The following is a 14,640-nucleotide window of genomic DNA, read 5'->3' as shown; positions in this document are numbered from 1 at the left end:
TTATCCGGCTGTTGGTTCCCGCTGAATTTGCACTTTCGCTTATGGGAACAGGCCACGAGCCAGCTTGGCCTGCGCGACGCGTTCAATCCCTTCCATGAGTGCTGCCGTCCGCATGTCGACGTTGTTCTTCTCCGCACGGTTCAAAGTACGCTGAAACGCATCTTGCAGAATGCGTTTCAATCGTTGATTGACTTCATCCAGGCTCCACATATAGTTCTGCGTATCCTGCACCCATTCGAAGTAAGAAACGGTCACCCCACCCGCGTTTGCCAGAATATCAGGGAGTATGAAAACTCCTTTTTCATTGAGTACCTCATCAGCTTCCAGCGTAGTAGGCCCGTTAGCACCTTCCGCCAGCAGACGGCAATTAATGCGATCTGCGTTTTCTGCTGTAATCTGATTTTGCAATGCAGCAGGTACCAAAATATCACACTTCAGTTCCAGCAGTTCCTGGTTCGTGATTTCATCCCCTTCAGAATAACCTTCCAGAAAACGGTTCTTACCCACATACTCAAGCAGTGAGGACATCGAAAGCCCATTACGGTTATAGATGCCCGTCGTTGCATCGCTGACACCGATGATTTTCACGCCTAGATCACTCAAAAACTGGGCAGCATGACTGCCCACATTCCCAAACCCCTGAATCACAGCCGTAGATTCACTGAGATTCATCTTCAGATGCCGGGCCGCTTCTTCAATCAGATAGACGACGCCTCTCCCTGTCGCTTCATTACGGCCCCGAGCTCCCCCGAGGACGACCGGCTTGCCTGTTACAACGGCGGGCACTGAGTACCCTACCTGTTGGCTGTACGTATCCATAATCCAGGCCATCACCCGTTCGTTGGTTCCCATATCGGGAGCCGGAATGTCTTTCTCAGGTCCAATGATCGGGCTGATTTCGGTTGCAAATCGTCGGGTGAGCCGCTGCAGTTCATGCCCGGTTAGCCCCGTGGGATCGATGCGTACGCCCCCTTTGGCTCCACCAAAGGGCAGGTGCACCAGGGCACACTTCCAGCTCATCCACATCGCCAGTGCTGAAACTTCTCCGAGGCTGACATCCTGATGATATCGAATCCCCCCCTTGGTAGGCCCCATGGTCAGAATGTGCTGTACTCGATAGCCGAACACGGTTTCGACTTCGGTATAATGGTCTCGACGAAACGGCAGAGTCACGACCAGTGTTCGTTGCGGAAACAGTAACCGCTGGCGAATATTATCGTCCAGCCCCATATACTGGGCCGCCTTGAGGAACTGCCGCTGCGCCAGCCTGAACATCGGCGAATCCCATTCGGCATCCCGCACACGTGTCCGCTCGATCGCATAACGCAAAGAACGTGTTAGCGAAGTTCGGCTCAGCTGTGTCTTAACCAGATAATCCTGAGCACCCGCCTCAACGGCCTTCGCAGCCAACTTTACATCATCCAGGCTCGTGACAATTACAATTGGGATCGCAGGGGCAAACGAACGGACCCGTATGAACGTATCCAGGTCCTCGCTGTCAGGCAGGGTTAAGTCCAGCAGAATAATGTCGACCGGAACTGCTTCGAGCAGTTTCAAACCATCCTGAAGAGATCCTGCATGCTGTAATTGAAATACGGGAGCACGGGATTCCCCCAGCAGGGTTTTCACCAGTCCCACATGAATCGGGTTATCTTCAATGAACAATACTTTGACGCCACTTCCTGATGCGACATTCATTATTTATTTCCTTCCAGAGCGGTAGAATCAATGTGAGCAGAAACAGCTGGCAGTAATCGGTCGACTTCCTGTTCCAGGGCAGGTAGAGCTTCGCGCGCTTCCATCAGCTTTTCCTCTTTTCCAAGTAACTCCAGCTTTAAAGCGGCATCGGCTGCATGGTGTGCTTCAAAAACAGCAGCTGAACTTTTAAGTGTATGAGCGGCTCGCCTTAGTGACGTAGCATCCCCCTGTTGTATGGCATCCCGGATTTCGTTCAGTAGTTTAGGGGCTTCCTGCAGAAACAGTTGCCCCAGTTCGCTCAAGGCCTCAGCAGGTATTTCTGATTTCTCCATCGCCTGCTCCCAGTTCAATACATCATCATGGGAATCCTGTTCTTCAGACGGGTTCATGATTAACTCCTCTCTCGATTCTTCCCCCTGGGTTGTCTCGTGTTCCATCTGAATCGAATCAGCCTGCTGTTCTGACTCTTCAGGTGTGGGCTCATTTTTTACAGCTGCGAGTTGGGCATTTATTTGCAGTGTTTCTTCAATCATCTGGTACAGCTCCCGCACACGCACCGGTTTAGAAACATAGCCGTCCATACCGGCCTCAAGGCAGCGTTCCCGGTCTCCCTTCATCGCATGTGCAGTCATCGCAATGATTGGTATATGTTCCTCGATTGCCTGTTCGTAGTCTCGAATTTCACGTGTCGCCTCCAGACCATCCATCTCAGGCATCTGGACATCCATCAGAATGAGATCAAAATGGACAGTTTTTCTCTGTTCGACCGCCTCTTTCCCGTTGGTCACGACAGTAATTTCGTGACCATGAGGTTGCAGCAGGGCCAGCGCCAGTTTCTGATTCACGATACTGTCTTCTGCCAGCAGAATTTTTAAAGGTGGAATACGCTTACCCAGTTCAGCCGTTTTCAATCGCGTCGAATGATGATCTGCTCCGTTAATTCCCAATGTCTCTGCGATCGAGTTAAACAGTTCCGACTGCTTGAGAGGCTTAATCAGGTGCGCTGCAATTCCGAGTTGCTTGCAACGGGAGATCTCTCCGCGTCGGTCGCTGGAAGTGATCATCATAATGACTGCACTTCCCAGTGCCTTATCCTGTTTGATTGCTTTCGCCAGCGAGAACCCATCCATCGTCGGCATATTCGCATCTACCAGTACAAGATCGAAAGGTTCACCCGCCTGAAGTCGGGCATGCATCGCTTCCAGAGCATCTTTCCCACGCGTGACGGTTTGAGGTTGCATCTTCCAGTTAGAGAGCATTTCTTCCAGGATCTGACAGTTGGTGAGATTATCATCGACAACCAGCACACGCAGGCCATCCAGGTCGGCTTTAACCAATGGTTCACTGGCGGGGACTTCTTCCTGTGTCAGTTCAAAATGAGCCGTAAAATGGAATGCACTCCCCTGATCGACTTCACTGATGACCCAGATTCTCCCCCCCATTAAATTGATCAGGCGGGAAGCAATCGCCAGGCCAAGCCCCGTGCCGCTGAACCGACGGGCCATCGATTCATCAACCTGCTCAAAGGCCTGAAAGATTTGTTTCTGTTTGCTTTTGGGAATTCCGATCCCCGTATCACGCACGACGAAGTGCAACAGAACGTCTCTCTCTGATAGAGATTCGACATTTACATCTACGACTACTTCTCCCTCATCCGTAAATTTGATGGCATTTCCGACGAGATTGACAATGATCTGTCGTAAGCGGTAACGGTCACCAACAATGGTATCAGGAACCTCCGGCGCCAGATGAAATGCCAGTTCCAGGCGTTTGTGATGCGCGCGAACAGCCAGCGATTTCATGGTATCTCCCAGATTTTCCCTCAGGTGGAATGCGGCCTGATCCAGGTCGAATCGGCCTGCTTCAATTTTGGAGAAATCCAGAATATCATTGATCACTGCCAGTAGAGATTCCCCCGATTCCTGCACCATGGTCATGTATTCCCGCTGGGTGGGGTTCAGATCGGTATCGAGCAGTAATTCGGTCATCCCAATCACGGCATTCATGGGAGTGCGGATTTCGTGACTCATCGTTGCCAGAAAAGCACTTTTTGCCTGGCTGGCAGCCTCGGCAGCTTCTTTAGCCCGTTTGAGTTCTTCCTCGGCGCGTTTAACTTCCGTAATATCATGCACAAAGGCCGCAAACAGGAAATTGTCCCCCTGCCGTACGGGAGTGATCGTCAGTTCCACAGGAAATTCGTGGCCGTCCTGATGCAGAGCTGAGAGCTCCAGACGCTTGTTAAGAACAGGGCCTTCACCTGATGAAAGAAATTTTTCGACCCCCTGCATATGTTGCAATCGATAGCGTTCCGGAATGATGGTTTCCACCAGCGACCGTCCAATCACCTCCTGTTGAGTCCATCCAAAAGTCGCTTCCGCCTGTTCATTCCAGTCACAAATTCGACTGTTCTCATCGATACCGACGAACGCTTCATGCGTCGTCGCCAGAATGGCCCGATTTTTCTTATCGCGTGATTCCAGTTCTTCCTGTGTGGCTTTCGCTTCCGTAATATCGTGCATCACGATCACGCCACCACGCAGATCACCACGATCATTTTTCAACGGACGTGCAGTCACACTGATCCAGGTTCCGTCAGGAATATCGGGATTTTTGAGAAAGAGAATCGAATCATCGAGTGACTCTCCCCGCATGGCCCGCGCCAGAGGCAGATCCTCGGAAGGACACATCGAAACTCCGTCTGCCAGGTAACAGCCATAAATCTGTGACCACTTGGAAGGATCTACATTCTGCGGACCGATGCCAACAATCTGCTCTGCAGCCGGGTTCCAGAAAACGGAATTCCCATCCTGATCTGCAACGATCACTCCATCCCCCATACTGTCCAGAATTGACTGCAGGATTTGCGTCTGGCGACGCAATTTCTTTTGTGACGCATTCAACTCCGCAGTTCGCTGTTCGATCCGTTCCTCCAGTTGATCCCGTGAGGCTGCCAGCTCTGCGGTCATATGATTAAACGCCGCCCCCAGCATCCCCACTTCATCTGTCGAAGTGATCGGAACCCGGACATCCAGATTCCCACGAGCAATTTTCGATGCAGTATCGGCCAGTCCCAATACCGGCCGGGTCACTCTCCGGGCAACCAGAAAAGAGACCACCATTCCGAAAAAAACGAGCCCAAACTGCAGTCCCAGTAACAGATGACGTAAATGTGTTACAGGAGCGTAGGCCTCTGTCAGATCTATTTTGGCTACCATTCCCCAGGGAGCATCATCACTATTGGGCTGATAATCTACAGGACGGTAAGAAACAAGCACTTCATCGCCACTGTAATGCATAACCTCGGATCCGCTTTCCCCATTCAGCGCTTTCTCCATTGCAGGTACTTCTTTGAGCTGTACCGAGCGTTGCGTGCTGTCTTCCGGGGTCAATAAATATCGGACCTGGTCTCCCTCTCTGGTCGCGACCAGAAGTGCTCCCGTATCCTGCAGCCCCGTCCGATTCGTCAGAATCCGCTCCAGAGGAGTGACATCGAGCCAGACCATTAAAACGCCGATCAGATCTCCCGCTTCACTCTTCATGGGAGCCATGAGGTAAGTCACATACTTACCATCCACTTTCTGTGGATAATCCAGTTGGGGATGTTCTTTCGCTATCAGGAATCCAGGATCATCGGCAAAGGTCTGATTGAGATAATTGTCACTCGTCGCAGTGATCACAGTCCCTTCCGGATTCACAATCCAGAGATCACGAAACTCGGAGGTACTCCCCGAAATAGTGTCTTCGAGTATCCGCTTCGATTCAGACCGGAAAGCATCCTCATCGAGAGTTCCTTGTTCGAAGTCTTGAATCAGCTCCCTCAGGTGAGTCCGACTGGTAATCAACGCAGCCCGATCCAGCTGCTGTCGCACATATCCTTCGAATAACGCAGCCCGGTCACTGACAACCAGTTGAAGGCGGACACGAATATTATCGTGCAGAATGTCGCGGGCAAAAATATAAGCAAGATGGCCCAGAATACCGGCAGTGAGGACCACCACGATGGCCACAAACAGGGTGTTTTTTAAGAGCAATGATCGCCAGAAAGAAGGTGGCTCAGCTGTGAACGAACGCTGATCGTCTGGCGGTGGGACGGGAATCTGTTGTTCGGAAGCGTACATGAAACTGCCCTTCCTCTCCCCCGATACAGCTCTGTCAGGCTGGGAAAGTTTTAAACGCTCGCCCAACCTGAAAACAGAGGCTCTTGCCTGATGGCAATGCCTAAGCTGATTGCTTACTGTATCGGCCTAAGTATATTGTAGGCAACAACCTTTGTTTTGAAAACAGGCTGTCTGACGGAATATTACCCCGCTCATCTGCAATGGATTCTGTCACAACGAGTCTCCCCTGGTGAGACAGCGACAAACCAATCGCAGCACATCCCCCTTGGGCGTAAGCATTTTAAAAATCGACACTTACAGGCAATCGTCAGGCTTCTGTTTTGAGAATAAGCCGTTCGCCTGTCTGCTGATAAGAGCCCTATTCTAAATGGAATGAAGTAATATGAATCTCCTTTTAGAGATCAATAACGCAACCAGAGGACGACAACTCCACTTGCATAAAAACAGGTAAATGTAATCAGTTTCAATAGTAAAACGAAGCACACCTGCAGTGGTGTCTGAGGTTTCAAATACCATTCCGAGCAACCTGCAGGTAACGCCCCAATGGGTCCCGCGAGGAACGCCCATTCGAAGACGAGGCTCAGCCGACGGCAGATTAGAAAGTAGACAGTGAATACCCCGAGTAAACCGATAAGTGGCCCATAATCTCGCCAGAATGCAGCCCGTTGACCTTCCCTGCGAAACTGGACAGACTCCAGCACAGGCTCGGTCGCAATATAGAGACACAACGGCCACGTGAATATAAAATCCTGAGACCAGAGACTGATCCATGTGGTTCCCAGTGACCCAGTCAGGAATGCCATGATGCGGTATGAGCGGATCCAGGCCCGCCTTCGATATTGAGCTGGTATCCACCAGAGTGGAACCGCGGCCAGCATCAGGCTGACGATCAGTAACCCGAGAGACCAGCAGTACCAGCTGATAAGCCATTCAGTCGAAGGCAAATCAAAAGCGTACTCCGGTTCCACGGACAGAATCTGTCCCGCCCAGTCGTAGTAAGCTTCCTGCGGAATATCAGTCAAATTCAATGTGGCCTGATCAGTCGGTAACAGATCAGGATCCCCGATATAAACACAGGCAGCCCGGGATTGATTTCGAATAAATACGCAACCACGGTGCAGCACGGGGGGCGTCCAGGTTAATTCTCCTGAAAGAACCGAACAGCGAGCCAGAATTTCACATTGCTCGGAATTCTGACGAAGCAGGATCAACTCGCCTCGTTCATTAAGGAGAATCAGTTTTCCATCAGCGATAATGATTCCGGATTGTCCCAGTTCATCAGAGATGTCATTATTCGATCGTTCGGGGCGTCCAGATCCCTGCTCCCATAATTCTTCCCCCGTCAGAAAATCAATACAACGAAACTTACCTCGAGAAGGACGCTGTGTTTTTGACTGTTGATCAAAAATATCAAAACCGTAAATCCTTCCATCCACCAGCACACTCGATAACACATCATTGGACATCACACGAGAACGCCAGACTGTTTTCAACGGTTCTGAGTGTGTAAACTGATCCGGCAGTTCCAGTAATTGAGAGCCAGAACGAAATGGAGCAGCGAGCCAGAGATACGGTTCTCGATAAAGGGGCCAGGCGGAGTGCTCGTCATACCCTTCGGATAACTCATGCTCAAGCAGCAGCTCTCCTGTCTGCAGATCATGGATAACCAGGGCGTTCTCCAGATAACCCACCACCAGTTTTTGCCCCTTACGTTCAATCGGAAATGCTGGACAGTAACTGGCAGGTCGATTGCCTGCCTGCCAGACGGTCTTCCCATCGTTGAGATTCAGGGCTACCAGACTGGCGTCTGGCCCGCCCACAGGTAAGATGGCCAATTGGTCCACGACTGTCGGCGAACAGGCATAACCAAATCCGTCTCCCCCCGTACCGTGAAAATCTTCCAGTACATTTCGGGACCAGATCAGTTTCCCCCGTTTTGCATCCAGACAGCCGATGAGTCCACTGGGGGCCGCAAAGAGGACCTTTCCATCAGCCAGCGTGGGGGTCGCCCTTGGTCCGGGATAAACGCCAGTTAGTTCATAGGGCCAGTCATAACGGTACTGCCAGATCGTTTTTCCCGTTTTTGCTTCCAGACAATATACGTATTGTCCCTGTAAAGTCTGGGCCTGGGTATAAACGCGATTCCCCTGGGCGACGAAAGCAGAATATCCCTGTCCCAGTTCTTTAACCCACAGAACGGGAGGTCCCTCTTCAGGCCAGCTGTCCGCCAGATTTATTTCCGGAGAATGTGCATCAAAATCAGCGCCCCGAACATCAGGCCAACCACGATCTTCCACACCGGTTGGTAAAAAAGGATTTGGATCGTTCGCCTGCCCGGGTTTTGCAGTTAAGAAAAACAGAAAGCAAACCGTCGCCAGGATCTGCATCCTGGGGGTTAGCAGATCCTGTTCTGACCGTTTCTTTCTGCAGAAAGAACATTTCACAGGCAGACCTTCTGAAATGAAGGTGCGGGAATTGATAAATCGAACAGGCTATTTAAGCTTTGAAAGAGCCTTTTCGGATTCAACTGGAACCAGCAGAGACGAATCAAGCGACATCAGCGCTTCAACCACAGGGGTCAACGGCTCACGTAGTTTTTCGTCATCTGATGCCAGGTGATGCAACACAAAACAACCACCGTCCCGGAACCGGGCTGGTTCATTAATCAATGCCCGTAAGAGGGGAGGCACAGAATCATTACTCATCCCAATCAAAGCGGAGGCAGCAACGAACCGCACACTGTCGTCATCTGCCAGGATCTCGATCAATGGTTCGACAGCAACAGGGTCTCTGATTTCCCCCAATGCCTTGGCTGCCTCCCAGCGCATAGTCTCGGAAGAATGATTCAGTGCCTTGATCAAAGCCGGGACCGCATCCGCTCCCGCTTGAACCAGTTGATGACGCGCTGACTGTCTGGTCTCTCCATCAGAGCTGTCGAGCTGAGAAATCCAGTCTGTGAGTTGACTTTCGTTGACTGTCATTGATCTGCCTCCTGATGCTGTTCTTAAGAAAATCAATATTCTCCAAAGGTCGAATTAAACATTACTCTAATCCTACCAAAACATCCTGATTATACCATGCCTTCAATAAAGTACACCAGTCTTTGATGATCATAGAACGGCAGAAGGAACCTCTGTCAGCCCCCTCTTTGCTAATTGAATCTCACAAAGTGCAAGGGGGAATCAGTTGTGATCAGCGAAAGGGATAATTAAAATTTAACCTGAAAAAAATGTCACCTGAGAAATAAACTCGAACGATTTACAGAAACCTATCAGGCGGAATGTATGACCTACGTCCCCAGCAGAATTTTGATAATTGCATTGATTCTGCTTTCCATATGTTTTCCTCTCCCGGGTGGGCATTCACACCAGGGGATGACTGATATTGAGCTCGCCACCCATCTACGACTTTACCATGCATGCGACCACGCTCCCCCTCTTCTCAGAAGCTGGCACTCCCATTCATCCCTGCCACTGCCCATTTCAGGTTTAATTAATACATTTCCTGCAGTAGAAGAAAGTGAAGCTACTTGTAAGAAACAACTCCATCAGCAAAATCAATTCGAATCGGGTAGCCTGAGGCGAATCCTTTGTAACCTGGATGGCAATTCAGCAAGTCAGCCTACATCAATCCTGATTCATCACCTTTCAGAAATCGGCTGCCCCCTCTTTATGCAACTGAATGTTCAATTGATCTAACATCGCTTTACTCAGAGTCAGTCTGTTATTTTTGGATTCTGTCAGATTAAGTCTGCAGGAAATGTAATATCCCATCTGAAATATCGTTTCATTTAAATTTAGAGAGAATCAAATGCATCAAATTAATCGAAAATCGTTAATCGGATCTATTGTTCTATTGGGGTTGGGAACCGCCCTGGTATGGTCACAGTCAACACAGACTCTCGCGGGACCAGATTCGAAGAAATCGCAAGCGGGTGTGCCCGTTGAACCCGATATGCACGAATTCATGGAATATGTCTTCCAGCCGACCTACAAACGGCTCAAGCAGTCCATCGCGGCAGAACCTGAAAACCGTAAGGCCTGGAAATCCATCAAATCAGATGCCCTTATCCTGGCTGAAGGTGGGAATTTATTGCTTCTGCATGAGCCGAAAGATAACGGCGCCAGCTGGAATACGCACAGCGTGAATGTTCGTGAAGAAGGTGGACTGCTTTACAAAGCAGCAAAAGCCAGAGACTTCAAAGTTGCCCGCAAGCATTACGAGGCCATGCTGAAGAACTGCAATGCCTGCCACCAGGACTTTGCAGATGGCGAACATCAACTGGCTCCTTGAGTCTTTTGACAAACGTTTCAATATATAAAAAGCCTGACAGGAACCTAAATTCTTGTCAGGCATTTTTTTCAACCACTCTTCTGTCGAGGTCGTGGAATCACAGAAGCCAACCCACCATCGATACCCAGAATCTGACCCGTCATCCAACTGTTCTCCGGACTCACCAGCCATTCTATCAGTGAAGCGACATCAGCTGGTTCCCCCAGTCGATCCAGGGCATGCATCGAAATCGAAGTCGCTTCCGCTGCTTCTGATTCCCATAAATGGCGAGTCATATTCGATTTGACCAGACCGGGAGCCACCGCATTGACTCGAATCCCTCGACTGGCATAGGTGGCAGCTGCGGACAGGGTTAACCCGATAATACCTGCTTTGGCAGCAGCAATGGCTTCATGGTTTGCGATTCCAGCTCTGGCTGCAGCGGATGAGATCAAAACAACCGAGCCACCATTCTTGCGCATGACCTGAGCGGCACTCCGAACTGTGATGAAAGCGGATGTCAGATTCACGGAAAGTGTTTGAGCCCATTCTTCGTCTGAGGTCAGGTGAGCGGGTTTCAATAACACAGAACCAATGCAGTTCACAACGCCATCGACACATCCAAAATTCGCTTCTGCCTGTTTCAGGCATTCATCAATGGTCTGTGGCTCAGAGGCTTCAATTCTGCATTTAGGAGAATCCAGTTCCGTGGATAATTGGTTCAGTTTCTCCTGATCTCGCCCCCCCAGCATCACTTTATGTCCTGCTTTGACCAGGCGTCGGCTGAGTTCAGATCCTACGGATCCAGTTGATCCCAGTATCACATAGTTTTGTGCATCGCCAACAGTAACAGACATAACTTCTTCCAATTTTTAAATCACAGTGTGCCAGGAATATTATGTGAGTTCAGCATTTCCAGAAGGGGGATTCAACAAATCTGATAATAGAACCCTACTCTTTTTACCACTCAGGACAATAATCACTATGTATGCTTGGGTATTTTACTGTCAGTTTGATAGTCGGCTGACGGCGTATTTCAATCCCTGAAACATCATTTTTTGTCTTCAAGTCGACAAGCCTGGCAGGATCACTACAGACATGCTGAATATCAGAAGAAATCCCTCGGGGAATTATGAACTGGAAACTGAGATCTTCATCCCCTGCCCCATCAAGGATGTTTTCGACTTTTTTGCGCAACCTGAGAATCTTGAAACCATTACTCCCCCCTGGCTGAATTTCAAAATCATCAGCCCCGGGCCGATTGAGATGCAGGCTGGTGCCTTAATTGACTATCAACTCAAGCTGCACGGAATCCCGCTTCGCTGGAAGACAGAAATCACTGAATGGGTCCCCGGAGTCCGGTTTGTCGATACACAACTGAAGGGCCCCTATCGCCTGTGGAGGCATCTACACACATTTGAAGAACAGACCGATGGTACGCTGGCCAGGGACCATGTGACTTACTCCGTCTATGGAGGTGCTCTCATCAATCGCCTTTTTGTGCAAGGCGATGTCGAACGGATTTTCAAATACAGACTTGAGCGGCTCAAGAATTTTGAGTTTGCAACGTCCAGCCAACAGGGTTAGTCATCTTTTGACTTACCGGAAGGAGTCGCCCGGCTGATCAGCATCTTGAGTCGGGATTTCGGCCCGTTCAGTTTGCGAGTCATGATATCCTGCTCAGTAAAGCGGGCCAGCAAGATTTCTCCGTCTGTGGAACGGTTCCGATCATACGAAATATAAATTGTTCCATTCGGTGCCTGAAATCCATCGGGATAGGAAATTCCCTTCCGTTCATCCAGCACCAGCCCCCCTTGCCAGGTCATGCCGTCATCCTCTGATAACCAGGCACTCAATTGAACCCGACCTTTGTGGGCATCAATTTTGTCACCATGCTTGATTAACAGCAGTCGCCCGGAGTCTAGCCGGCGGATATGAAAGCGGGCATTCGGCTGTTTGATCTGGGGAGGTAAAGAAGGCTTCGCCCAAGTCCGTCCACCATCCCGGGATGTTGTCTGCATGATGCCTTTACTGGTTCGGGCCAGCATCCAGAGAGTACCGTCTTTACGTTCGACGATCATGTGTTCGTGCCAGTCCGGATTGGGAAACCGGGCGGCTCCCCTGCGTTTCCAGGTTGACCCTTTATCAGTGGATACAAACACATTTGCGCCTCGCACAGGATCCAGTTCTTTAAAACATCCCTTGAAAGGACCGAAACCTTCCCGCTGATCGAGGGAAATCGGCAGCATCCATTCTCCATTGGAGAGTACCGTTGGTTTATTCAGTGTGACCCCATGCCAGATACGACGCGGTACAGACCAGACCGGTACGACTGCATCAGGGTTATCACAAACGGTGGCCCAGACCCCAGCTCTCCCGTCAAACATGTGCATTGACTGATCAAATATCAGCCACAAACGTCCTTCCGGATCGGTCCAGAGATTTCCTACTAGAATACTGCGATCCATGGGCAAATCAGTTGAATGTGAATCGAGGACCAAACGGGGTTGTGACCAGGTCTCTCCATCATCATCACTTGTCGCCAGCACAAAAAACGCCTTAGGACTATCGCCACCAGCTACCCAGCAGGCCCAGAGACGCCCTCCTGGGGTACGTTCAATCCCAATCGTCATGCCGTAATCGAGCTTATCGTAGCCATATTCAGGTAGTGGAGACGTATTCAAAGCAGGCGGGACCAGTGCCAGATCGGCAATCTTTTCCATACGCTCGATTTGATTTATCGACTTCGTTTGGGGTTCGGCTGCAAAGAGTCCCGCACCGAACAAGAGCCCACAAACACCTGCAACAATAATCGAATGTTTCATAAAACTGATGCCCTGTTTTATTAACTGACTCAAAAGACAATTCTTTGCCTGTGATCATTATGGCAAATCACAAGACCGACAACCAGGCGCGAACTTCAAATTGAGACTCCGCGCCACACAGGAATCAAATAAAATCTTGCTGATGTTTAACAATCTGTTAGAGTCATGCCATATTGAAAACACGGAAACAAAGCACTGAGGGTATCAGCGAGACTGAAATGAGCAACATCATTAGTCCTCAATCTGCAAGGATCACTGGCGATCTCGCTCCCTGGAGCGAAGAGGATCTACCAGCCCCACCTCCTTTTTCGATTCGCAATCTGTTTCGTACGATCGGCCCGGGGGCCATCCTGCTCGCTGGTTCCATTGGTGGTGGCGAGTGGCTGATTGGTCCTACGATTACTGTCAAATACGGTATGAGTATTCTCTGGATTGCAACAGTCGCGATTGCTCTTCAGCTTTTATTTAATCTGGAGGCAATTCGTTACACACTCTATACCGGAGAACCCATTCTGGTAGGTATCATGCGTTTGCGTCCCGGATCTAAGTTCTGGGCGAGTGGCTACATCTTTGCTACCGTAGCGCAACTGGGAGTGCCGGCTCTGGCAGCCGGATGCGCCTCAGTCCTCTTCGCGACATTTGCGGGTCGGATAGCGGGTGACGGAGATGCGACGTCACTTCATCTGCTGACATACCTGGTAATTGCAATTACGGTAGCTATTCTACTCTCAGGAAAAACAATTGAGCGGATGCTTGAGTACTTTTCCTGGGTGATGATTACCTTCATCTTTTCCTTTCTGATTACCGTCAACCTGCTGTTTGTTCCCTTCTCACACTGGTTAAAAACACTCTCCGGATTTGTCCAGTTTGGCTCGCTTCCTGCCAACCTGGATCCGCTTCTTTTAGCCACGTTTGCAGCAACAGCTGGCTCCGGGGGCATCGGGAATCTGGTAATAACCAACTGGTATCGCGATAAAGGCTTCGGCATGGGCGCCAAAGTTGGATCGATTACCAGTGCTTTCAGCCACAGTGAAATGCAGCTCTCGCCAGTCGGAAAAGTGTTTCCCCTCACTGAGGAAAACCTGAATCACTGGCGTTCCTGGTGGAAATACGTCTCCGCAGACCAGGTCTGGCTCTGGGGGCTGGGTTGCCTGGTGGGCATGTTCCTGAATGTGAATCTCGCAACCGCTGTCATACCGGAAAACACCAATATGGAGCATCTGGCTGCGGGAGCATTTCAGGCACGTTTCATGGCAGAACAACTCTGGACTGGTTTCTGGTGGTTGGCCCTGTTGAACGGATTCTGGGTGCTGATGTCAACTCACCTCAGTAACACCGATGTGCTCATCCGAACGGTGACGGATATCGTCTGGGTAGCCAGCCCCCAGTTGCGGGAACGACGTAAGATGAATGTCAGTCGGCTCTATTATCTGTTTCTGATGATTGCCACAGTCTGGGGTTTGTTTGCCGTACACTGGGGACACGCTATTTCACTGTTTAAAATCCTGGGCGCTGTAGCAGGTCCTGTCCTGGCTGTTGCAGCGATTCAGATCCTGATTATCAATACAAAACTCCTGCCACAACAACTTAAGCCCCCCATCTGGCGGCGTGCTGCTCTGATTGTCTGTGCCATCTGCTATGGCAGTCTGTCTGCTGCGTTCATCTGGGACTTGTATTTGTCTCTTAAATGAGCAAAACTACACTATAGTCTTACAGCAGCGTTCATA

At 50.2% G+C, this 14,640-nt stretch carries 9 protein-coding genes; 3 read left to right on the top strand and 6 right to left on the bottom strand.

Translation table 11 applies throughout. The features are described 5' to 3' along the window. Positions 1-39: 39 nt before the first annotated feature. From RID21_RS05180 to RID21_RS05165, 4 genes are all read right to left on the bottom strand, one after another. Positions 40-1,698, bottom strand: a complete 1,659-nt coding sequence (locus RID21_RS05180) for a Glu/Leu/Phe/Val dehydrogenase dimerization domain-containing protein (RefSeq protein ID WP_350187500.1) — start codon at positions 1,696-1,698, stop codon at positions 40-42. Further along, a complete protein-coding gene (locus RID21_RS05175) occupies positions 1,698-5,816 on the bottom strand; it encodes a response regulator (protein ID WP_350187498.1) in 4,119 nt (1,372 codons plus the stop codon). The genes RID21_RS05180 and RID21_RS05175 overlap by 1 nt, the downstream gene beginning before the upstream one ends. A 401-nt stretch (positions 5,817-6,217) precedes the next feature. Continuing rightward, positions 6,218-8,260, bottom strand: coding sequence for an outer membrane protein assembly factor BamB family protein (locus RID21_RS05170; RefSeq protein WP_350187496.1), 2,043 nt, complete (start codon positions 8,258-8,260; stop codon positions 6,218-6,220). A gap of 48 nt (positions 8,261-8,308) precedes the next feature. Beyond that, entirely contained in the window at positions 8,309-8,797 is a 489-nt protein-coding gene (locus RID21_RS05165; RefSeq protein ID WP_350187494.1) for a HEAT repeat domain-containing protein, read from the bottom strand. A gap of 829 nt (positions 8,798-9,626) precedes the next feature. Here RID21_RS05165 and RID21_RS05160 point away from each other — a divergent pair. Then, on the top strand, positions 9,627-10,109 hold the full coding sequence (locus RID21_RS05160) for a hypothetical protein (protein ID WP_350187493.1): 483 nt from the start codon (positions 9,627-9,629) through the stop codon (positions 10,107-10,109). 68 nt (positions 10,110-10,177) lie between these two features. On the opposite strand, the gene RID21_RS05155 is transcribed toward RID21_RS05160, so the two are convergent. After that, positions 10,178-10,945 (bottom strand): SDR family NAD(P)-dependent oxidoreductase, encoded by a 768-nt coding sequence (locus RID21_RS05155; RefSeq protein ID WP_350187492.1) that lies wholly within the window; start codon positions 10,943-10,945, stop codon positions 10,178-10,180. A 241-nt stretch (positions 10,946-11,186) separates the two neighbouring features. Between RID21_RS05155 and RID21_RS05150 the strand changes: the two genes are divergently transcribed. Beyond that, positions 11,187-11,675: an SRPBCC family protein gene (locus RID21_RS05150; RefSeq protein ID WP_350187490.1), complete on the top strand. Its 489-nt coding sequence runs from the start codon at positions 11,187-11,189 to the stop codon at positions 11,673-11,675. Here RID21_RS05150 and RID21_RS05145 read toward each other — a convergent pair. Further along, positions 11,672-12,913: a sialidase family protein gene (locus RID21_RS05145; protein WP_350187489.1), complete on the bottom strand. Its 1,242-nt coding sequence runs from the start codon at positions 12,911-12,913 to the stop codon at positions 11,672-11,674. The genes RID21_RS05150 and RID21_RS05145 overlap by 4 nt on opposite strands. Positions 12,914-13,131: 218 nt before the next feature. Here RID21_RS05145 and RID21_RS05140 point away from each other — a divergent pair, with 218 nt between their 5' ends. Further along, a complete protein-coding gene (locus RID21_RS05140; RefSeq protein ID WP_350187488.1) occupies positions 13,132-14,604 on the top strand; it encodes an Nramp family divalent metal transporter in 1,473 nt (490 codons plus the stop codon). The last annotated feature ends 36 nt before the right edge of the window (positions 14,605-14,640 follow it).

The organism is Gimesia sp. (genome assembly GCF_040219335.1).
Taxonomy (GTDB): Bacteria; Planctomycetota; Planctomycetia; order Planctomycetales; family Planctomycetaceae; genus Gimesia.
The sequence above is the reverse complement of the archived record's forward strand: the minus strand, read 5'-3'. Positions and strand labels throughout refer to the sequence as shown.

Coding starts and splice junctions, on each gene's coding strand:
- RID21_RS05150 (WP_350187490.1), top strand. CDS start 11,187: ATGCTGAATATCAGAAGAAATCCCTCGGGGAATTATGAACTGGAAACT.
- RID21_RS05160 (WP_350187493.1), top strand. CDS start 9,627: ATGCATCAAATTAATCGAAAATCGTTAATCGGATCTATTGTTCTATTG.
- RID21_RS05165 (WP_350187494.1), bottom strand. CDS start 8,797: ATGACAGTCAACGAAAGTCAACTCACAGACTGGATTTCTCAGCTCGAC.
- RID21_RS05175 (WP_350187498.1), bottom strand. CDS start 5,816: ATGTACGCTTCCGAACAACAGATTCCCGTCCCACCGCCAGACGATCAG.
- RID21_RS05155 (WP_350187492.1), bottom strand. CDS start 10,945: ATGTCTGTTACTGTTGGCGATGCACAAAACTATGTGATACTGGGATCA.
- RID21_RS05180 (WP_350187500.1), bottom strand. CDS start 1,698: ATGAATGTCGCATCAGGAAGTGGCGTCAAAGTATTGTTCATTGAAGAT.
- RID21_RS05140 (WP_350187488.1), top strand. CDS start 13,132: ATGAGCAACATCATTAGTCCTCAATCTGCAAGGATCACTGGCGATCTC.
- RID21_RS05145 (WP_350187489.1), bottom strand. CDS start 12,913: ATGAAACATTCGATTATTGTTGCAGGTGTTTGTGGGCTCTTGTTCGGT.